Annotated in this window: 17 protein-coding genes; 5 read left to right on the top strand and 12 right to left on the bottom strand. The window is 37.2% G+C overall.

The genetic code is table 11. The annotated features are described in order from the left end of the window. The 8 genes from BM211_RS22260 to BM211_RS22225 all read right to left on the bottom strand — a co-directional run. Window positions 1-3,375: Cna B-type domain-containing protein (locus tag BM211_RS22260; protein ID WP_256217189.1), on the bottom strand; the 3,375-nt coding region annotated here is incomplete at its 3' end. A 1,481-nt stretch (window positions 3,376-4,856) separates the two neighbouring features. Continuing rightward, the gene (argS, locus tag BM211_RS22255) at window positions 4,857-6,527 is read right to left on the bottom strand and encodes an arginine--tRNA ligase (RefSeq protein WP_035434085.1); all 1,671 of its coding nucleotides are present in this window, start codon (window positions 6,525-6,527) and stop codon (window positions 4,857-4,859) included. Further along, window positions 6,527-6,964, bottom strand: a complete 438-nt coding sequence (locus BM211_RS22250; protein WP_035434084.1) for a YwiB family protein — start codon at window positions 6,962-6,964, stop codon at window positions 6,527-6,529. The genes argS and BM211_RS22250 overlap by 1 nt, the downstream gene beginning before the upstream one ends. Before the next feature lie 200 nt (window positions 6,965-7,164). Then, window positions 7,165-7,524 (bottom strand): YxeA family protein, encoded by a 360-nt coding sequence (locus BM211_RS22245; protein ID WP_035434082.1) that lies wholly within the window; start codon window positions 7,522-7,524, stop codon window positions 7,165-7,167. Between the two features lie 310 nt (window positions 7,525-7,834). Continuing rightward, window positions 7,835-8,710 (bottom strand): agmatinase, encoded by an 876-nt coding sequence (speB, locus tag BM211_RS22240; RefSeq protein WP_035434081.1) that lies wholly within the window; start codon window positions 8,708-8,710, stop codon window positions 7,835-7,837. A 174-nt stretch (window positions 8,711-8,884) separates the two neighbouring features. Continuing rightward, window positions 8,885-9,712: a polyamine aminopropyltransferase gene (gene speE / locus BM211_RS22235; protein ID WP_035434078.1), complete on the bottom strand. Its 828-nt coding sequence runs from the start codon at window positions 9,710-9,712 to the stop codon at window positions 8,885-8,887. A 203-nt stretch (window positions 9,713-9,915) separates the two neighbouring features. Next, on the bottom strand, window positions 9,916-11,061 hold the full coding sequence (locus BM211_RS22230) for an MFS transporter (RefSeq protein ID WP_035434076.1): 1,146 nt from the start codon (window positions 11,059-11,061) through the stop codon (window positions 9,916-9,918). Between the two features lie 5 nt (window positions 11,062-11,066). Further along, the gene (locus tag BM211_RS22225; protein WP_035434074.1) at window positions 11,067-11,468 is read right to left on the bottom strand and encodes a MerR family transcriptional regulator; all 402 of its coding nucleotides are present in this window, start codon (window positions 11,466-11,468) and stop codon (window positions 11,067-11,069) included. Window positions 11,469-11,712: 244 nt separating this feature from the next. Between BM211_RS22225 and BM211_RS22220 the strand changes: the two genes are divergently transcribed. The 4 genes from BM211_RS22220 (at window position 11,713) to BM211_RS22205 (ending at window position 16,173) form a co-directional block, all read left to right on the top strand. Continuing rightward, window positions 11,713-11,994, top strand: coding sequence for a hypothetical protein (locus tag BM211_RS22220; RefSeq protein WP_090999613.1), 282 nt, complete (start codon window positions 11,713-11,715; stop codon window positions 11,992-11,994). Beyond that, window positions 11,966-13,129 (top strand): RNA-guided endonuclease InsQ/TnpB family protein, encoded by a 1,164-nt coding sequence (locus BM211_RS22215; protein WP_035434068.1) that lies wholly within the window; start codon window positions 11,966-11,968, stop codon window positions 13,127-13,129. The genes BM211_RS22220 and BM211_RS22215 overlap by 29 nt, the downstream gene beginning before the upstream one ends. Window positions 13,130-13,285: 156 nt before the next feature. Next, the gene (locus BM211_RS22210) at window positions 13,286-14,011 is read left to right on the top strand and encodes a glycerophosphodiester phosphodiesterase (RefSeq protein ID WP_035434086.1); all 726 of its coding nucleotides are present in this window, start codon (window positions 13,286-13,288) and stop codon (window positions 14,009-14,011) included. Window positions 14,012-14,115: 104 nt separating this feature from the next. Then, window positions 14,116-16,173 carry a transglycosylase domain-containing protein gene (locus tag BM211_RS22205; RefSeq protein ID WP_035434066.1) on the top strand — a complete coding sequence of 686 codons (2,058 nt, stop codon included), beginning with the start codon at window positions 14,116-14,118 and terminating at the stop codon, window positions 16,171-16,173. A 215-nt stretch (window positions 16,174-16,388) separates the two neighbouring features. Here the strand turns inward: BM211_RS22205 and BM211_RS22200 are convergent, their stop codons facing one another. The 3 genes from BM211_RS22200 to BM211_RS22190 all read right to left on the bottom strand — a co-directional run bounded on the left by BM211_RS22200 (window position 16,389) and on the right by BM211_RS22190 (window position 18,527). Continuing rightward, the gene (locus BM211_RS22200; RefSeq protein WP_035434064.1) at window positions 16,389-16,934 is read right to left on the bottom strand and encodes a GNAT family N-acetyltransferase; all 546 of its coding nucleotides are present in this window, start codon (window positions 16,932-16,934) and stop codon (window positions 16,389-16,391) included. Between the two features lie 392 nt (window positions 16,935-17,326). Further along, complete coding sequence (locus BM211_RS22195; RefSeq protein ID WP_035434062.1) at window positions 17,327-17,836, bottom strand: YwhD family protein; 510 nt, start codon at window positions 17,834-17,836, stop codon at window positions 17,327-17,329. A 16-nt stretch (window positions 17,837-17,852) separates the two neighbouring features. Further along, on the bottom strand, window positions 17,853-18,527 hold the full coding sequence (locus BM211_RS22190) for a site-2 protease family protein (protein ID WP_035434060.1): 675 nt from the start codon (window positions 18,525-18,527) through the stop codon (window positions 17,853-17,855). A gap of 109 nt (window positions 18,528-18,636) precedes the next feature. Here BM211_RS22190 and BM211_RS22185 point away from each other — a divergent pair, with 109 nt between their 5' ends. Beyond that, window positions 18,637-18,825 carry a 2-hydroxymuconate tautomerase gene (locus BM211_RS22185; protein WP_035434058.1) on the top strand — a complete coding sequence of 63 codons (189 nt, stop codon included), beginning with the start codon at window positions 18,637-18,639 and terminating at the stop codon, window positions 18,823-18,825. 35 nt (window positions 18,826-18,860) lie between these two features. On the opposite strand, the gene BM211_RS22180 is transcribed toward BM211_RS22185, so the two are convergent. Next, window positions 18,861-20,165 (bottom strand): HD domain-containing protein, encoded by a 1,305-nt coding sequence (locus tag BM211_RS22180; RefSeq protein ID WP_035434057.1) that lies wholly within the window; start codon window positions 20,163-20,165, stop codon window positions 18,861-18,863. Between the last annotated feature and the right edge of the window lie 69 nt (window positions 20,166-20,234).

The raw sequence follows: 20,234 nt of genomic DNA, 5'->3' as shown, positions 1-20,234 counted from the left end.
ATCTTTTGGATCTTCATTTGGACCTTTGTTCGGATCTTTTGGATCTTCACCTGTTTCGCCCTTAGTTTTTGTATTCGTGATATCATAACCATTTACTTCGGATTTGTATCCGTCTACTGGCTGTTCTTTCACTTCATACTTGTATGCCTTACCTTCTGCATCATAGGCTGGTAGGTTTTCAAACGTGTACTTCCAATTTGTTGCCGCACTTACTTCTTTCGTGTCAATTACTTGACCGTTTTGTAGTAGGTCTACTTTGATCATTTTCGGACGATCTTTCGCATCATCGTCTTTCCATGTCTTCGTTCCCTCTACCTTTGTTTCACCTACTTTTGTATTTGTGATGTCTGAACCGTTTACTTCGGATTTGTATCCGTCTACCGGTTGTTCCTTCACTTCATACTTGTATGCTACTCCTTTCGCATCGTAAGCTGGTAGGTTTTCAAACGTGTATTTCCAATTTGTTGCTGCTGTTACTTCTTTTGTTGCAATTACTTTACCGTTTTGTAGTAAGTCTACTTTGATCATTTTCGGACGATCTTTTGCATTATCGTCTTTCCATGTCTTCGTTCCTTCTACTTTCGTTTCGCCAACCTTTGTATTTGTGATGTCTGAACCGTTTACTTCGGATTTGTATCCGTCGATCAGCTGTTCCTTCACTTCATACTTGTATGCTACTCCATTCGCATCATAAGCTGGGAGTTTGTCAAACGTATACTTCCAATTTGTTGCTGCTGTTACTTCTTGTGTATCTACTACTTTGCCATTTTGTAGTAAGTCTACTTTGATCATTTTCGGACGATCTTTTGCACCATCGTCTTTCCATGTCTTCGTTCCTTCTACCTTCGTTTCGCCTACTTTTGTATTCGTGATGTCATAACCATTTACTTTGGATTCATATCCTGGAACTGATTGTTCTTTCACTGTATACGTATAGGCTACTCCTTTCGCATCATAAGCTGGTAAATCTGCAAATGTGTACTTCCAATCATTTGCTGATGTTACATATTGCGTCAGTAAAACCGTACCATTTTGGTATAAGTCTATCTTAATTGAGCTTGGACGATCTGTTGCGTTGTTATCGTTCCACGTTTTCGTTCCTTCTACGTTCACTTTTCCTACTTTTGTATTCGTGATATTAAAACCATCTACTTTGGATTCATATCCTGGGACTGGTTGTTCTTTCACTTCATACTTGTATGCTACTCCATTCGCATCGTAGGCTTGTAGATTGTCAAACGTGTACATCCAATTTGTTGCCGCGCTTACTTCTTTCGCGTCAATCACTTGACCGTTTTGTAGTAAGTCTACTTTGATGGCTTTATGTTCTTCCTCTGTGCCACCTTTCCACGTCTTCATTCCTGTAACGGAAGTCTTACCTACTTTTGTATTTGTGATGTCGTAACCATTCACTTTGGATTCATATCCTGGGACTGGTTGTTCTTTCACTTCATACTTGTATGCTACTCCATTCGCATCGTAGGCTTGTAGGTTGTCAAACGTGTATTTCCAACTTGTTGCCGCACTTACTTCTTTTGTATCTACTACTTTACCATTTTGTAGTAAGTCTACTTTGATTGAACTTGGACGATTCGTTGCATTGTTATCCTTCCAAGTTTTTATTCCTTCTACTTTTGTCTTACCTACTTTTGTATTTGTGATGTCATAACCATTTACTTTGGATTCATATCCTGGGACTGATTGTTCTTTCACTGTATACGTGTAGGCTTTTCCATTTGCATCATATGCCGGTAAATCTGCAAATGTGTATTTCCAGTTTATTGCCGCTGTTACTTCTTTCGTGTCAATCTTTTCACCGTTTCGGAATAACTCTACTTGGATTGAGCTTGGACGATCTGCTGCATTGTTATCCTTCCAAGTTTTTGTTCCCTCTACGTTTACTTTTCCTGCTTTTGTATTTGTAATGTCATAACCATTCACTTTGGATTCATATCCGTTTACTGGCTGTTCTTTCACTTCGTACTTATACTCTTTGCCATCTGCATCGTAAACTGCTAAACCTGTAAATTCGTATTTCCAGTTTGTTGCCGCCGTTACTTCCTTCGTATTAATCTTTTGGCCATTTTGGAGTAAATCTACTTTGATTGAACTTGGACGATCTGATGCGTTGTTATCATTCCACGTCTTCGTTCCAGCAATCGATGTAGTTTTCACTTTATTCGAAATCGGCAACTTAATTCCGTTTACAGCATCTTCTTCCACTTCAAACTCTACTTTTACCTTAGGATCAAAATCAATATAGTTTGGAGCTGAAACTTCTTGTACATAGTATTTACCTGGTGTTAAATTTTTGATTTCGATTATACCTTTTTCATCTGTTATATATTCATCTCCAACTTGTTCGCCCGATGCTTTATACAACTTAAACTTAACATTCGGTATTACTTTTTCTTCATTTCCTTCAAGGTGCTTAACAATTCTTAGCGTTCCTTTTGAAACCTTGTCACCTTCAGCAGTACCGCCACCTGCCATATTTTTGATTGGGAAAGTACCTGATTCAGAAGCCGGTTTTTTTCCAGTGACTTGGTAATCAACCTGATAATCATTCTTAAAGTAGTCTTGCTTCTTTCCGGCTTCCGTTAAAGTAGATGTATACCAAACCGAAAATGCATTACCACTCGCTTTATCTTTATTTATCACAACTTTAAATGATTTATCACCATTAAACATAATGGTTCCATAACCTTGAGCTTCAAAGGCTTGAGGTGATACTCCAGAACCATTATTAATGTGGATCTTGAAACTATCTTTATTAAGCGTTTGACCTTCATGTAAATTATCATTCACAACAATATCACTACTTAAATTGTCTTTATTTAAGTTTATATTCAAGAACCAACGCAGTACATTTTCCTGACCTGAGTTCGTATCACCTGTTTTATAAAAAAACGGTTGCTCTCCAGGATCTGTACCACCACCACCTGTTGGACCGGTAATTGTTATAGTTTGCTTATCTAAATTTGTACCGAAATTTGTTTCAATTTCTTTCTTTTCATCCGTTCCTACATTAGTAGCTTGAACGTTAAGATAAAAACTTCCTTTAATATTTTGGTGTTTATTTACCTTATCATTAAACGTACATATCACTTTATCTCCAGTTACTTTACACTCACCATAATCACTTAACTGAATCTTTGTAGGAAATCCATGTAATTCTGGAGGTAGTGTTAATGTTAGTGTGTCTCCAGGCTTCAGCTTAAGTCTATCCTTTTCACTGAAGTTTACAGTTAATTGCGTCCACTCTGAGCTCTGTAGATCTGTTTTTTCCAAATCCAGTCTATCTACAAGTCCTGCTGTATTTAACTCTTGTGCATTTGCTATTATAGGCATTAAACTCTGGCCTATAGTAAACATAAAAATCATTATAATTGAGAAAATCGAAGTTATTCTTTTTAAATGCACGCTTTATGTTACCCCCTTCAAATTACAATATAGGTAATTTTTAGGGCAGAAAGACATAACAAAGGCTCTATTAATCAATGTTATTGAGCTGTTTTTATTTATATATGTTGAATAACCATTATGAATTTTTGTCTTTCTTCACCCCTTCTTTTACCTTGAAACTCGAAATGTTACTTCTATATAAACTCATCTATTTTTTCTAATATGTCTAAACGACGAGATTGTTGATTTTTACTATTTAGCAAGAACAATAAAGGAATTGACGAGCTATTTCATAATAAAATTGCATCTAGTCGATTTCCATATTTATCATCCTGAAGGAAAACAAGAAATGTAGCGTATGATACAAGCCAAAAAAACCGCAGCTTTAAAACGCCTTATATTTAGAGAAACAAGCTGACACGAAAAACACGAAGTATTTCAACCTCAGTGTTATATAATAAAAAGCACTTCAGACGAAGTATTTATTATTTGTCAATGCGGATGAAAGTCATATTCTCCAAATTTGAATACAGTAGGACAAACTTTGAGGTAATAAAAAAGAGTGTAATTGTCAACCGAGTTCCTACGTATCATACAAAAATAAGAAAATCGGTCTTTTCATTTTTGGAGTAAAATGAATGTCGAGAAAAAGTACTTGCCTAATTGGCTCCGTGGCTATGTCGAAGGGTTAAACTGAACTTATATATTCGTTTCAGCTACTTGATAAGAATGGTTAGTTTTTCTAAAAAGATGTTGAATCCTCAAAATCAAAATATTAACATGTGCATATATTCTGTAATAACATAGAATCTGAGAGATTTATATTCTTTCATTAATTCTTATCAAATCACAAAAATTTAAATTGTACAGTATGTACTATATAAGCTCATTTTGATTTATCAACATATAAACCGCTACTATGCAGAACAAAACATAACCTGCACTCGCGCTTTCTCTCTTTGTTTTCATCCTTTTATGCATGGCCAGATGCTCTCGCCTACCTAAAAAGAAAGAGTTTTTTTATGTCATTTTTAATTTGTATTTATATATTTTAGACATGTAATCTCTAGTTTCTTAACTAGGTTGGAAGTTTTCAAGGTTATTTGCTCATAGTTTAGACACTTAGTTAGATGAAGGTTTTTTTGAAATATTTGGCGTAACTGTAGCAACATTATTTGCAACAATTGGACCATTTCCTAATAATATTTTCCCAAAAAAGAAAACATTCTCACAATCTATTATTCTAGAATAATTACAAAAAAGCAACAATTAAGTCCTTTTTTCTATTTTTTGGATGATCAACATGCACATTTTTGACACATGTATTTAGAGCAGAAAAAACGACTTCTGAGAGATAGCTCTTCCATCGTTTTTCTACTTAAGCTTTCCAAAATTAATATCTGATCAGTCTATAGACTGATCAGATATTTTTATATCACTTCTAATCTTCATTACATCTTCTCTGGTGCAGATACTCCAACTAATGCTAATGCATTTTGAAGTGTAATGCGTACTGCACGCATTAAATCGTAACGAGCTTTACTTAATTCTAAATTATCTTGGTTTAATACTTTTTCTGCATTGTAGAAGCTATGAAGCGCTGCTGCTAAGTCAAATGCATAGCTTGTAATGCGGTGCGGCAGACGTTTTTGCGCTGCTTCTGCAACTGCTGCTGGGAATTCACCAAGTTTCTTTAATAAGTCTACTTCTTTCTCAGAAGCAACTAGTTTGTAGTTCACATCGCCGCCTGCAGTTAATCCAAGCTCTTCACCTTGGCGAAGGATGCTGCATACGCGTGCATGTGCATATTGTGCGTAGTATACAGGGTTTTCATTTGATTTTGATACCGCTAAGTCCATATCAAAGTCTAAATGAGAGTCACCGCTGCGCATTGCAAAGAAGTAACGCATTGCGTCCACGCCCACTTCTTCCATAAGCTCACGAAGTGTAACAGCTTTACCTGTACGTTTACTCATTTTTACTTTTTCACCGTTTTGGTATAGTTGTACCATTTGGATGATTTCTACTTCTAATGTATCTTTATCGTATCCAAGCGCTTGAATTGCTGCTTTCATACGAGGAATGTAACCGTGGTGGTCAGCACCCCAAATGTTAATTAATTTATCAAAACCGCGCTCTAATTTATCACGGTGATACGCAATATCTGGTGTTAAGTATGTGTAAGAACCATCGTTTTTAATTAATACGCGGTTTTTATCGTCGCCGTAAGTCATAGAACGGAACCAAGTTGCTCCGTCTTCTTCAAATATTTCATCACGCTCTTTTAGTACTGCAAGAGCTTGATCAATTTTTCCGTTTTTGTATAATGATGTTTCAGAGAACCATACATCAAAATTAACACGGAAGCTTTCTAAGTCTTTTTGAAGTTTTGCTAATTCGTATTTCAAACCGTACTCACGGTAGAATTCATAGCTTTCTTTCTCATCAGCTTTTGCATAACGATCGCCAAACTCTTCAGCTAAGCGTTGTCCGATTCCGATAATATCAGCACCATGGTAACCGTCTTCTGGCATTTCTTTTTCTAAACCTAACGCTTGCATATAACGTGCTTCAACAGAAAGCGCTAAGTTATGAATTTGGTTCCCCGCATCGTTAATGTAATACTCACGAGATATATCGTAGCCTGCCTTTGCTAATACGTTACATAACGTATCACCAACTGCCGCGCCGCGCGCATGTCCTAGGTGAAGGTCACCTGTTGGGTTTGCAGATACAAACTCAACTTGTACTTTTTCACCTTTACCTGTGTTTGTTTCCCCATATGCTTCGCCAGCTGTAATAATTGTTGGAATTAAATCTGTTAAATAGCTGTTATCCATATAGAAGTTAATGAAACCAGGACCAGCAATTTCAATTTTTTCAATAGAAGCTTTTGCTTTATCGAAATTTGCAACTAAATCCTCAGCAATCATACGAGGTGCCTTTTTCGCTACACGTGCGAGCTGCATTGCCGTGTTTGTCGAGAAGTCACCATTTGCTTTATCTTTTGGTGTTTCTAATATGACGTTTGCAACTTGTTCTTCTGTCGCTAATTCTGCTTTTACTACAGCAGCTTTAATTTCCTCTTTAATAAGTTCTTTTACTTGTTCTAAAGAGTTCATTACTGTGCCTCCTTAATATTAATGGTAATTGTATATCGGCCTGCTTCTTGTTCACTTAGAAGCAATGCATACGTTAGAAAGAGTTGTCCCTTTTTCTTTTCATCCGACCATTTAAAAAGGACATTATCCGTTTTCGTTTGCAATGCAAACGTTCCAAGTTCACTTATATACGTTCCTGTTGTCCACTCACCTTTTTTATGAGTTTGGCGCATCGAAACAGCACCGGAACGCATAATGAGAACTTGATCATCTTGAATTTTAATAATTGTCTTCACTTCGCCTTGTTCGTTCGGCTCTTGAAACGTTACATATGTACTTTGGCCCTTTACATAGTATAGACCATTTGTATCAAAAGCAATAGTTTCCTTTCGCACTCCCTCACGGATTTCTGTTACAAAGTGAACTTGTACTGGTAAGCCTGCAAGTTGCTTCTCCACGTCTTGCACACCTTTCAAAATATTATAGATATTACATAAAGCTTATAATAAATCACTTTTCCTATCATATCAAAAAAGTGCGGTTTCTGTCTGCTGAAATATTAGGAAACCTAACAAATGCTATATTTCATAAAATAATTTATAATCTCTATCCTTGTAAAACATTAAACTCCAAGTTCATTGTAAACTTGGAGTTTTCGTTATTTCTTCAATTTTTCTAGCACTTTCGTTGGTACTTCATTCTCTTGTGCCTCTGCCCAAGCTTTTCCTTGGCTACCTTTTGCATAAATTTTCAGGTATTCTCCTTGGCGTAGCTCACGATTTATCATTTTTTTCACAACTTGCTTATTTCCTTCTCTATCATAAGCAGTAAAGGCGTACAAATACCGGTCTCCTTTTTTCTCGCCTTGATTTGTGACAGCATAACATTCCTTTACTTTCTTACTTGAAAAGAAGTTATCTACAAAGGCCTGCACACCTTCTGTTTTTGATTGTAAATAAAAGGCTCCTGCCCCGCATAAAATAACAAATACCGCTACAACTTTTAATATCATACGCATAAAGCTTTTCACCTCTTACGTAATACTTCCTTATTATTATGTTCAGTATAAAATTTACAAAAGATAGTCACTATCGATTTTTCTTACACTTTCCTTACATCATTGTAAGGAATGTTAATGAATATATGTTTCGATGAAAAAACGACATAGAAAAAGGCTACTTCGAATGAATTCGAAATAGCCTTCGCTTTTACTTTATCTAGCTACGCCTCCTGTCCCTTAAGTCTAAGAACCTTACCCGCCAAAAAGTAAAAAGCACTTTTTGCGGGAAAGAACCTTAGCCACCGGGCCTGAACAGTCGGCTTCGCTTTTATTTTTGCACCCATCCAAGTAACATTTCGCGCACAAATTTACTTGCTGCGATTGGTGTTTGATCACTGTGATCATATATAGGAGCTACTTCTACTAAGTCTGCTCCGACTACGTTTATATTTGAATTTGCAATTGCAACAATGGAATCTAATAGTTCTTTTGATGTAATACCGCCAGCTTCTAGCGTTCCCGTACCAGGAGCATGAGCTGGGTCCAATACGTCAATGTCAATTGTGACATAGACTGGACGTCCTGCAAGTGTTGGCAATACTTTCTTTAATGGTTCTAATACATCAAATTTGTATAAGTTCATGCCAACTTCTTTCGCCCACTCGAATTCTTCTTTCATACCAGAACGAATCCCGAAAGAATATACGTTTTCTGGGCCAATTAAATCACACACTTTACGAATTGGTGTAGAGTGAGATAACGGCTCCCCTTCATAAGATTCACGTAAATCTGTATGAGCATCCATATGGATGATCGCTAGATCTGGATATTTTTTAGCCATCGCCTTAAAAATTGGCCAAGACACTAAGTGCTCACCACCAAGACCTAGCGGAAACTTACCCGCATCTAATAGTTTTGTTACATATTCTTCGATCATGTCTAAGCTACGCTGTGCATTACCGAAAGGAAGTGGAATATCACCCGCATCAAAATATTTAACTTCCTCTAGTTCACGATCTAAATATGGACTATATTCTTCTAATCCAATTGATACTTCACGAATACGTGCTGGACCAAAACGAGAACCTGGACGATAACTTACTGTCCAATCCATTGGCATCCCGTAAATAACTACCTCAGCATCTTCAAAACTTGGATGACTTTTAATAAATACTTTACCTGAATAAGCTTCATCAAAACGCATATTCTTTTCCTCCTATCTGGAACTTAAGGTATCCCAACCTTTCATTTTGTCTCAAATTTGGAGCTACTTGCTCCTCTTTATCGATTTACCACACTCTTCCCCGCGAAAAGGAAGAAACTCTTTTTGCGGGAAAGAACCTTAGCCGTCAAGCCTGAACAGTCGGCTCCGCTTTTCTTACTTAATTAAATCCCCAACGAACTTCGGTAGTGCAAATGCTGCTTTGTGAAGTTCTTTTGTGTAATATTTCGTTTCGATTTCATGGAAACGCTCTTCACTTACTTCTAATGGATCATGCTTCTTAGATCCGATTGTGAATGTCCAAAGTCCGCTTGGATATGTTGGAATGTTAGCCGTGTAAAGACGTGTAATTGGGAAGATTTCTTTTACGTCTTTAAACACGTTTGAAATTAATTCCGGTGTGAACCAAGGGTTGTCCGTTTGTGCTACGAAAATACCATCTTCTTTTAACGCTTTTGAAATTCCAGCATAGAACCCTTTTGTAAATAGGTTTACAGCTGGGCCTACTGGCTCTGTAGAATCAACCATAATTACGTCATACTCGTTTTCACTTTCAGCAATGTGCATAAAGCCATCGCCAACTTTTACATCTACGCGCGGGTTTTCTAATTCACCAGCAATTTCTGGTAAGTACTTTTTAGAGTACTCGATTACTTTTCCATCAATTTCAACAAGTGTCGCTTTTTTCACGCTTGGGTGTTTTAATACTTCACGAATAACACCGCCATCACCGCCGCCAACAACTAAAACGTTTTCAGGATTTGGATGTGTAAATAATGGTACATGCGCTACCATTTCGTGATATACGAACTCATCCTTTTGCGTTGTCATAACCATGCCATCTAAAATAAGCATGTTACCGAATTCTTCAGTTTCAACCATATCAAGCTTTTGAAATTCTGTTTGCTCCGTATGTAAAGTGCGGTTAATACGTGCTGTAATTCCAAAATGCTTTGTTTGTTTTTCCGTGAACCATAGTTCCATTGTGCGATCACGCCTTTCGTTGCAAATTATAATGTGGACACCATTAATGTCCCCTAACAAAAATAAAACAAAACATATAAAATGTATAGTTAAAAATTATAAAAATACCGTAAATATATTTGAAACAAATTGTTTTCGTTCGTATATTTGGTCAATTATGTATAAAACAGTAAGAAAACCCTTTCCTAAGAAAGGGTTTTGCTCTAACTTTTTACATTTTCACGAATTGGTAGACAAATCATCACACATCCAACTAGCGCAACAATTCCTCCTACTAAAAACGGACTTTGCGGTGAAATCATGTGACCGAGAACTCCCGATAAAATCGGTGCGATTGCTCCGCCTAACCAACGAACGAAGTTATATACACCAGATGTGATAGATCTTTCATAAGGCGAGATATCCATTACGTAACTTGTAAATAATGCATTATTAAGACCAGATGCTAGACCTGATAAAACGATCAGTACAATTTGTAACCACATTACTTGCACGAAGAATAATAAGACTAAAAAGCAAGCAAATACAAGTAAGCTAAAACGCAGTAACATTTTTGGTTCATAGTTCTCTTCTAATCGATGGGCAAGTTTAGCTGAACCATACGCTAATGCAAGACCCCACCCGCAAAAGACGAATCCAAGCTGAATAGCAGATAAATGTAAAATAAGCGGTGAATATGCCAAAACAACAAAGAAAGCATAGTAATATAACATCCCGGAAATGGCACCTTGTATGAAAGGTTTATACTTCACTAGGTTAAGTAATTCTTTCAATCCAGCTGACTGACGTTTCACTTTGCGCTCTGGTTCTTTTACAAAAAAGAAAACAAGAATAAATGCTAAAGCAATTAAAACACTTGTCGCAAAAAACGGATAACGCCAAGAATACCCACCTAATAAACCACCTAACAACGGACCACCTGCCATACCTAAGCCAATCGCAGCCTCATACAATCCAACCGCTTCATGTACTTCTTTACTCAGTGCAATTAATAGTGTCATTGCCGTTGCGAAAAACATCGCATTTCCTAAACCCCAGCCAGCACGAAAAATAGATAACTGCGCAATTGTTTGTGACAACCCACAAATGCATGCAAACACTGTTACAATCGCAAGACCGATTGTCATCATCCGCTTATCACCAAATCGTGCTGCAAGAAGACCAGCTGGCAGCATCATAATGGCCATCGTTAAAATATAAGCTGTAAATAACATTTCTACTTGCCAATGCGTTGCGCCAATTTTCTCGGCGATGATTGGCAAAATGGGATCGACTACCCCAATGCCTGAAAAGGCAAGAAACGTAGCGACTACTGTAATGAGTCTCCCCGTTCGTTGTTTACTCTCCATATAAATCATTCTCCTCTTTCTAAAAACTTTGTTGCTTTTTCTAAGCTATGTTCTAATTCTTCTTTCACACGCTTCATTTGTAACATTTTCTTGTCTAGCGTCTCAATTTGATTTGCCAGCATATTGGCTATTTCTTGAATGACTTCCCGATCACGCGGATTTTCACTATTTTTTCTTTGCTCCATACGTTCTTTAAGGGATAAGAAATACTGCATTTCTTGAAGCGTAATACCTAATACTTCTTTCGCTTCTACAATTTTTTTTATTTTCTCCACGTCTTCGTCAGTATATAGGCGAATATTCCCTTCACTACGCTCTGGTGGATGAATTAAGCCAATTTCCTCATAATAACGAAGAGTCCGCTTTGTTAAACCAGTTTGTTTAGTTACTTCCTCAATTTTATACACGTCTATCCCTCCCAACATTATTACATTTTACGTTAACGTTAACTTTTGTGCAACTATTACACATTTGTAAATTTTCCTTAAACGGTTGTCTTTTGAATTACTCAGTTTCATAATTGAATTAAAATAAAGAAGAAGTTCATTAGTTAGTAAAAATATATACAAGTATAATCAATTATAGCGCAATGTAATTACGCGAAGATTGTGATTATATGAGTTAACATTATAAGCCAAAGAATTTGCAGAATTGTTAAACGCGCCCGCTATTGTCCTATACAGATGGGATAATGATGGTAAATTAAAGGCTTTTAGAACCCCCACTAATAGAAAGTATTATAAATATGAACAGTATCTTGAGTATACGGGTAGCTCTAAGAAACAAATTGGTAGAAAGACTATTATCTATACAAGGGTTCAACTTCTAATTATTCTACACATTTTTAGCTGTCGTATATACGGGTTAAGAAAGTACAAGAAAAAAATCGCAAAGGATGAGGAAGTTGAAAAAAGCCTACAAGATAGAAATTAGCCCTACTCAAGAACAAAAATCTAAAATACATCAAACTATTGGGGTTAGCAGATTTATCTACAATTTCTACATTTCTCACAATAAAGAGGTTTATGAAAAAGAAGGTAGATTTGTAAGTGGAATGGATTTTTCCAAGTGGTTAAACAACGAATATATACCTAATAATGAGGATAAAGCATGGAGAAAAAGTGTGTCGTCTAAATCCACAAAGCAAGCTATTATGAATGGAGAAAAAGCGTTTAAAAGATTTTTTACAGGGGTTAGTGGATTTCCTAGATTTAAAAAGAAGAAAAATCAAGATGTAAAATGTTACTTCCCTAAAAACAACAAAACAGACTGGACGATTGAAAGATATCGAGTAAAAATACCTACTCTTGGCTTTGTAAGGTTGAAAGAGTACGGTTATATCCCTAAAAACGCCATTGTGAAAAGCGGGACAGTTTCTCAAAAAGCAGGGAGATATTATGTATCCATACTTTGTGAAGTAGAAGAAACAAAAGTAAAGCCAAAGTTGGAGGAAACAGGGTTAGGGATTGATTTAGGGATTAAAGATTTTGCTATTTGTAGTACCGGAGAAGTTCACGAAAACATTAATAAAACAGATAAAGTAAGAAAGCTAGAAAGAAAACTAAAACGTGAGCAACGCTCTTTATCGCAAAAGTATGAAAATCTAAAAAAGAGAGGTGAAACGTCTGTTACTAATAAAAGAGCGAATATAGACAAAAATATTCTTAGAATACAAAAACTACATGCTCGATTGTCCAATATACGATTAGAGTATATAAAAGCTGTTGTGAATACGTTAGTGAAAACCAAACCGACTTATATCACAATAGAGGACTTGAATGTAAAAGGGATGATGAAGAATAAGCATCTATCTAAAGCGGTCGCGGGGCAATGTTTTTATACGTTTCAAACATGGTTATTAGCAAAGTGTAAAGAATATTGCATTGAATTACGCCAAGTAGACAGATTTTATCCTTCTTCTAAATTATGCTCATGTTGTGGCCATAAGAAAGTGGATTTAAAACTGTCTGACAGAGTGTATACATGTGAGTGTGGAAATGAAATGGATAGAGACTTAAACGCATGCATCAACCTTCTACAAGCAAAAGAATATACCATACTAACATAAATAGTAGGTATATATGTACGGTGGGCTACATCGGAATTAACGCCTGTGGAGAGCCATATAAACCAAAGTAGCGAGTAGTTGGCAAAATGGGGTTCATAGAAGCAGGAAAACTCTAAGAGTATACATTTGTATATATTTTTAGTAGCAGAACTCATTATGAAACAACCACTTATTCTTGCGCATCGTGGTGTGAGAAGTACACACCCTGAAAATACAATGATTGCTTTTCAAGAAGCAGAGCGCGTTGGTGCGCATGGCATTGAACTTGATGTACACGTATCAAAAGATGGCGAACTTGTTGTTATTCATGACGAAACTGTGGATAGAACAACAAATGGAACAGGGCTTGTCCGTGAACAAACAGCCGAACAATTGCAAGCACTCGATGCTGGTAGTTACAAGGATTCTTCTTTTCATGAAGCAAAAATCCCAACACTCCGCGAGGTGCTTATTTGGCTTTCTACAACAACACTGCAATTAAATATTGAATTAAAAACAGATGTTATTCGTTACCCAGGTATAGAGGAGAAAGTTGTAGATCTTGTTCGCGAATTTCATCTTGCTAATCAAATTGTATTTTCTTCGTTTAACCATGAATCCGTTGCCCTACTTGCAGCTTTAGCGCCAGAGATTCCCCGTGCGATTTTATACGATGAACCGCTTGCAGATCCAATTACTGAAGCAAAAAAAAGACAAGCTAATGGCCTCCATCCAAACTTCAAATTACTTACAAAAGAGTTTGTACAAACGGCCCAGCAACAAGGATATATATTCCGCCCTTATACAATTAATGAATATGAGGATCTGCAAAAGATGATAGATTACGGCGTTGATGTCATCATTACCGACTGGCCAGCACGTGCCTTTGAGCTTCTTTCTTAATAAGAAGCTCTTTTTTTATATAAATCAAAATGAATTTATATAGTTTAAAAACAATCCAAAACCTCAATACTAGTAAAAGCATGCTATGAGGGGTGACAAATGAAATGGAACTTACGACAAATGAAAAACAAGCGAAATATAAGCGCTTTTTCCTTACTGCACTGCTATCATGTGTCCTTTTCTTTGTTTTTACCATTTTCATTGTGTTACTTGTTGCGAAAATTTTAGGACCACCACCTGTTGCGGTTCCACAAACAACTATCTTTTATGCAAATGACGACTCGGTTATGGGGCAAAGTCATGGGGCACAGGAACGATATAACGTGTCACTCGATCACATTTCATCTTACGTAAAAGAAGCAACACTTTCTATTGAAGATCAGCGCTTTTATAACCATCATGGGTTTGATGTAAAACGCATAGGCGGGGCGGTGATTGCTGACATTAAAGCGATGGAAAAAGTACAAGGTGCGAGTACAATTACACAGCAATACGCACGTAATTTATATTTAGATCACGATAAAACATGGAAACGAAAGCTATTAGAGGCAATGTACACCATTCGCCTAGAAGTGAATTATAATAAAAATGATATTTTACAAGGCTATTTAAACACAATTTATTACGGGCATGGTGCCTATGGAATCGAAGCAGCGGCCCGCCTCTATTTTAGTAAAAATGCGAAAGATTTAAATTTAGCAGAAGCAAGTATGCTCGCAGGTATTCCAAAAGGACCAAGTTTGTATTCTCCCTATTTGCATAAAAACCGGGCAAAAGAAAGACAAGCCCTCATTTTAAATGAAATGGTAGAACAAGGATATATCACAAAACTAGAAGCAGCAGCGGCAAAACAAGAACAACTCGGCTTCGCTCCGCTTGAAAAAGAAGAAGTAGCTGAAATAGCGCCTTATTTCCAAGGTGCCGTGCAAACTTCTCTCATTAATGATGCTGGTCTCGATGAGCAAACGGTAGCGCGAGGTGGCCTGCGTGTCTACACAACGTTAGATCCAAAGCTACAAAAAATTGCCGAACATGCAGTAAACGAAACCATTCCAAGTACAACGGAGATAGAAACAGCCATTGTATCTATGAACCCCAAAACGGGCGAAGTTATGTCTCTCATCGGCGGACGTGATTATAAAAAAAGTCAGTTCAACCGGGCAACACAGGCGTACCGGCAACCAGGTTCAACGTTTAAACCTTTTTTATATTACGCCGCTCTTGAGCAAGGATTTACACCAGCAACCCGCTTAAAAAGCGAACATACCGTGTTCACATTAGGCGATGGTGTTTCAAAGTATAATCCGACTAATTATAAAAACTACTACGCCGATGATTTTATTACAATGACGCAAGCATTAGCTGTTTCCGACAATGTATACGCTGTAAAAACACATCTTTTCTTAGAAGAAAAATCACTTGTAAAAACCGCAAAACAATTTGGAATTACAAGTTCATTAAAAGATGTCCCATCGCTTGCGCTTGGAACATCTCCCGTAAAGCCACTTGAAATGGTAAATGCTTATAGCTTGCTTGCTAACGGCGGGAAACGAGTAAAGCCAACATTTATTCGGCGCGTAGTCGATCATGACGGCAACATCTTGTATGATGCTCATTTAGAAAACAAACAAATTCTTGATGAGAACAATGCCTTTGTAATGGAAGAAATGATGACGGGTATGTTTAATAAAAAGCTAAGTAGCTATACCTCCGTCACGGGGCAAAACCTGATTCCAAAGTTATCCCGCACGTATGCCGGAAAGTCCGGTTCAACCGAGACAGACAGCTGGATGATTGGCTTTACACCAAATCTCGTAACAGGTGTTTGGGTCGGCTATGATAAACAAAAAACAATCTCTAATCCAACTGAGCAAGTCTATGCAAAAAATATGTGGGCAACGATTATGGAGAAAGGATTAGAAGAAACCCCGAAACAAGACTTTAAAAAACCGGCCAATGTAGTCGCGCTAAACATTAACCCTGAAAACGGGAAAATCGCCACGAAAGGGTGCCCCGTTTCTGTCAAAATGTATTTTGTAAAAGGGACCGAACCAACGGAGTACTGCATGGATCATATTGACGAGAAAGATGAATTTGAAGCAGTGCTAAAAGAGAAGGACAAAAATAAACAAAGCTGGTGGAAGAAGTATTTTCCGTGGTAAGGAAAATGAAATGAATAAGAAACTGACTTCAAAAGGTACATAAGTGCCTTTTGAAGTCAGTTCTTTTTCCGTTATCGACCGTTCTTTGCAATATATCGGCGCTTTTCACGATATATCGACCACTCTTTGGAATATATCGGCGCTTCGACACAACTTAAAGATTCCTCGACGACATTCGACACACAAGTAGTCGATTCGCTGAGCATCTTTCCTTTCTATTCATCATTATCATTTACGATCGCTAATACTTGATGGTCTTCCCATTTTCCATTTATCTTTACGTTTTTCCTTGCAATTCCCTCTTTATGAAAGCCTGATTTCTCTAACACTTTTATTGATCCGGTATTATGTGGCATAACGCCCGCTTCAATCCGATGAAGCTTTAGTTCATCGAATGCGTAAGACACAACTAGCTTAACAGCCTCTGTCATATATCCCTTCCCATTATGATGTTTATCTAAGGTATATCCAATAAAGCAATTTTGCAAAGAGTAGCGTAGTACTTCAAATAATGCAACAGACCCGATTAACTCTCCCGTTTCATTTAGATAAATGCCAAATGAATACTCCTCATCAAGCTCCTGCTTTTCATTCCCTTTTCGAATACGTTCCTTTTGACCGTCTAACGTATAAAAATTATCCTCTCGTAACGCTGTATACAGTTGAAAAAAATCTCGGTTTTTCGATTCTAAATGCATCATAGCTTCTGCATCACATTCTTCTAAACTTTTTATGAAAATAGACTCCCCACTTATTCTCATGTATCCATCTCTCCTTCCCCATTTACATACATATTTCTGACAAATATCGGCATTTCCTGCTCTCTTCAATTAAAAACATGTTTTCAAACAAACCCCAAATGACACATAAGCGCCTTTTGAAGTCAGTTCTTTTCCCGTTATCGACCGTTCTTTGCAATATATCGGTGCTTTTCACGATATATCGACCACTCTTTGGAATATATCAGCGCTTTTCGCGATATATCGGCGCTTCGACACAATTTAAAGATTCCTCGACGACATTCGACGCAAAAGTGATCGATTCGCTGAGCTGAATCATACCGAAAATTGAAAGGAGCCGACTAAAAAGTGGACTTTTTAGTCGGCTCCTTATATATAAACCCAAAAGTTTCACTTTTGAGCAGCCTCTCCTATTACTCTCCTAACAATTCACTACGTAATTTCTCACTAGAAGAATTCCATAGCTCCTCATTATGCTCTTTTAAGAATGTTCCAAGCACTTTTTTAGAAGGTTCATCCATATGATCAACCATAATGTAACGCTTTAATGATTTATCCATTTTATTTACGTGCTCTGGAAGTGATTTATAACCACGGCGAATTTCACGGTCTACAGTCATTTCACATGCAGTTACACCTGCATAATACGCGCCGTTTGCTGTGCGCTCAATTGTTACCCAAACAAGCCAGTACGGTTTTGCATTTGGTACTCCTTCTTTATTGATTAAAAATTTAATACCTTTTTCAACGGCACTGCGGGCATGCATTGCTCCAATATCTACAACTGCCGTTCCTTCTGTTACATCAATAATAACAGGAGAAATATTTTCAAGACTTAATGCGCCGACTCCAAAGCCGCCGTGTCCATCTGTAGAGTCATTTTTAATAATATTAAAACCAATTTGTTTCTTTTTCTCTGCCACAGAAAAGCCTCCCCTTCTAATACAATCCAAATAATGGTCCAATTATAGTATGCAGCATACCTAAAACTTGTGGAATGACAACTTGAAATATTGGTTGAATCGTATAGCGATCTAACGGTGTAATGACAAGAATCAATAAAAGGATTGCACCGTATTTTTCATATTGCGTCATTTTCGCACGTATATTAGTTGGCGCTAGGTCTTCCAAAACACGGTAGCCATCTAATGGCGGGATTGGTATCAAGTTAAAAATAAACAGAACGATATTAATCCCGATAAAAATTTGAAAGAACTGAAATAGCGTCTCTCCTACTGCTACTGGGACTGCTTCAATCACTCCAAATTTCAGCAAGCTATACCAGGCAGCAAGTCCAAAAGCACCCAATAATAAATTACTGATTGGCCCCGCAATCGAAACGCAAACCCCCGCAAGGCGCGGACGTTTAAAGTTATATGGGTTTACCGGCACAGGGCGCGCCCATCCAAAACCGATAAACAAGAATGCGATTGCACCAATCGGATCGATATGAGAAAGGGGCGATATTGTTAAACGCCCTTGATTCTTCGCCGTTAAATCTCCAAATTTATAAGCAACATATGCATGTGCAAACTCATGTACAGAGAGTGCGATTGCAACTGCAAGAGCTAACAACGGTAACTCGTGCAATGGGTATCTAAAGAAATTATCCATACTTCATCTCCTTCTTAATAATCCAAATAAAAAATCTTTTATTTTCTAATTGCGCTCTTCAAGAATCCGTTATAATAGTACTGTAATCTACATAAAAGGAGCGATACATATGCCATACGTAACAGTGAAAATGTTAGAAGGTCGCACAGAAGAGCAAAAGAAAGCCCTTGCTGAAAAAGTAACAGCTGCAGTAAGCGAAACTACTGGTGCACCAGAAGAAAAAATCGTTGTATTCATTGAAGAAATGTCTAAAAATCATTACGCAATTGGCGGAAAGCGCTTAAGCGACCAAGAATAATCATCGATGTAAGAGAAGCAGCTGTGCTGCTTCTCTTACTCTTTTCCTTCTAATAAACGAATAATTTTTTCTTTTATTTTCCCTTTTCTTCCATCTTCATACAGTAAATCATGCGGATAGAATAGCTTTTGATCTGTTCTCTTTTTACCTGTAATTGCTTCCACAATGTCCGACTCACGAGACAATTCACGCAGTTCTCCATTTGGCATAAGCAGTAAAATCGGCAAGCGTTCTTCCTCTTCACCTGCACGGTAAAAGTCATACGGCAGATCCGACGTAGAATCTACCACTAAATAATATTCTGGATCAAGCCCAATCTTCTTAAATAAATTATTTAATTCTACCCAATTGTTTAACCCGTGCTTTTCTGTAAAATCAACGCACTTGAACAAGTTACGGTTCATAAAACGGCGGCATAAATCACTTAAAATAGCATCCTCTTCTTCTTGCCATACTTGGAAGTAATAATACATAACATTCTCGTCTAGCTTCAAATAATCCTCTACCGTTACTTCCCCTTCAAATAAAGAATAGAAATGAACAGGATGATATTTAAATGTATAGTACTGTTCATGCAACGCTTTCGCACGGTGCAAAATTTTTGTCAAAATCACTTCCGCACTGCGCGTGACTGGATGAAAATATACTTGCCAGTACATTTGATAACGGCTCATAATGTAATGTTCAACAGCATGCATCCCGCTATATTTAATCACAACTTGATTATTAAATGGACGCATTACCCGTAATATTCGTTCCATATCAAAGTTTCCATATTTCACACCTGTGAAATACGCATCTCGTAATAAATAGTCCATGCGATCTGCGTCAATTTGGCTAGAAATCATACTAATTGCTAATTTATTAGTAGAAGTTTTCGCAATGACATCCGCTACTTTTTGCGGAAACTCACGATCAACTCGGCTTAATACCTCTTGGATTTCTGTATCACCGACAATAATTGCTTGTGTAAATTTTTCATGATTCAAATTAAAAACTTTTTCAAATGAATGAGAAAAAGGACCATGTCCAACATCGTGAAGAAGTGCTGCACATAAGCACAACAAACGATCTTCTGCATTCCAATCCGGTCTTCCATCAAACACATCATCAATCATGCGGCGAATAATTTCATAGACACCTAGTGAATGAGCAAAGCGACTATGCTCCGCACCGTGAAATGTAAAAAATGTCGTCCCTAGCTGCTTAATACGGCGCAGACGTTGAAACTCTTTCGTTCCAATTAAATCCCAAATTACGCGATCGCGTACATGCACATATTTATGCACTGGGTCTTTGAACACTTTCGTTTCATTTAATTTATCACTTACATATGCCATTACACTTCACTGCCCTCCATTATACGTTCTTACCTCTATTATAAACGAAAGGCGAAACAGAAAGAAATG

The sequence above is a fragment of the Bacillus sp. 491mf genome (assembly GCF_900112415.1).
Classification (GTDB): domain Bacteria; phylum Bacillota; class Bacilli; order Bacillales; family Bacillaceae_G; genus Bacillus_A.
Note: the sequence above shows the minus strand (reverse complement) of the source record. Positions and strands in the feature narration are given on the sequence as shown.

Bases quoted from the DNA above. Each gene is read 5' to 3' on its own strand.
- argS (WP_035434085.1), bottom strand. From the start codon at position 6,527: ATGAACTCTTTAGAACAAGTAAAAGAACTTATTAAAGAGGAAATTAAA.
- BM211_RS22245 (WP_035434082.1), bottom strand. From the start codon at position 7,524: ATGCGTATGATATTAAAAGTTGTAGCGGTATTTGTTATTTTATGCGGG.
- speB (WP_035434081.1), bottom strand. From the start codon at position 8,710: ATGCGTTTTGATGAAGCTTATTCAGGTAAAGTATTTATTAAAAGTCAT.
- speE (WP_035434078.1), bottom strand. From the start codon at position 9,712: ATGGAACTATGGTTCACGGAAAAACAAACAAAGCATTTTGGAATTACA.
- BM211_RS22230 (WP_035434076.1), bottom strand. From the start codon at position 11,061: ATGGAGAGTAAACAACGAACGGGGAGACTCATTACAGTAGTCGCTACG.
- BM211_RS22210 (WP_035434086.1), top strand. From the start codon at position 13,286: ATGAAACAACCACTTATTCTTGCGCATCGTGGTGTGAGAAGTACACAC.
- BM211_RS22205 (WP_035434066.1), top strand. From the start codon at position 14,116: ATGGAACTTACGACAAATGAAAAACAAGCGAAATATAAGCGCTTTTTC.
- BM211_RS22200 (WP_035434064.1), bottom strand. From the start codon at position 16,934: ATGAGAATAAGTGGGGAGTCTATTTTCATAAAAAGTTTAGAAGAATGT.
- BM211_RS22190 (WP_035434060.1), bottom strand. From the start codon at position 18,527: ATGGATAATTTCTTTAGATACCCATTGCACGAGTTACCGTTGTTAGCT.
- BM211_RS22185 (WP_035434058.1), top strand. From the start codon at position 18,637: ATGCCATACGTAACAGTGAAAATGTTAGAAGGTCGCACAGAAGAGCAA.
- BM211_RS22180 (WP_035434057.1), bottom strand. From the start codon at position 20,165: ATGGCATATGTAAGTGATAAATTAAATGAAACGAAAGTGTTCAAAGAC.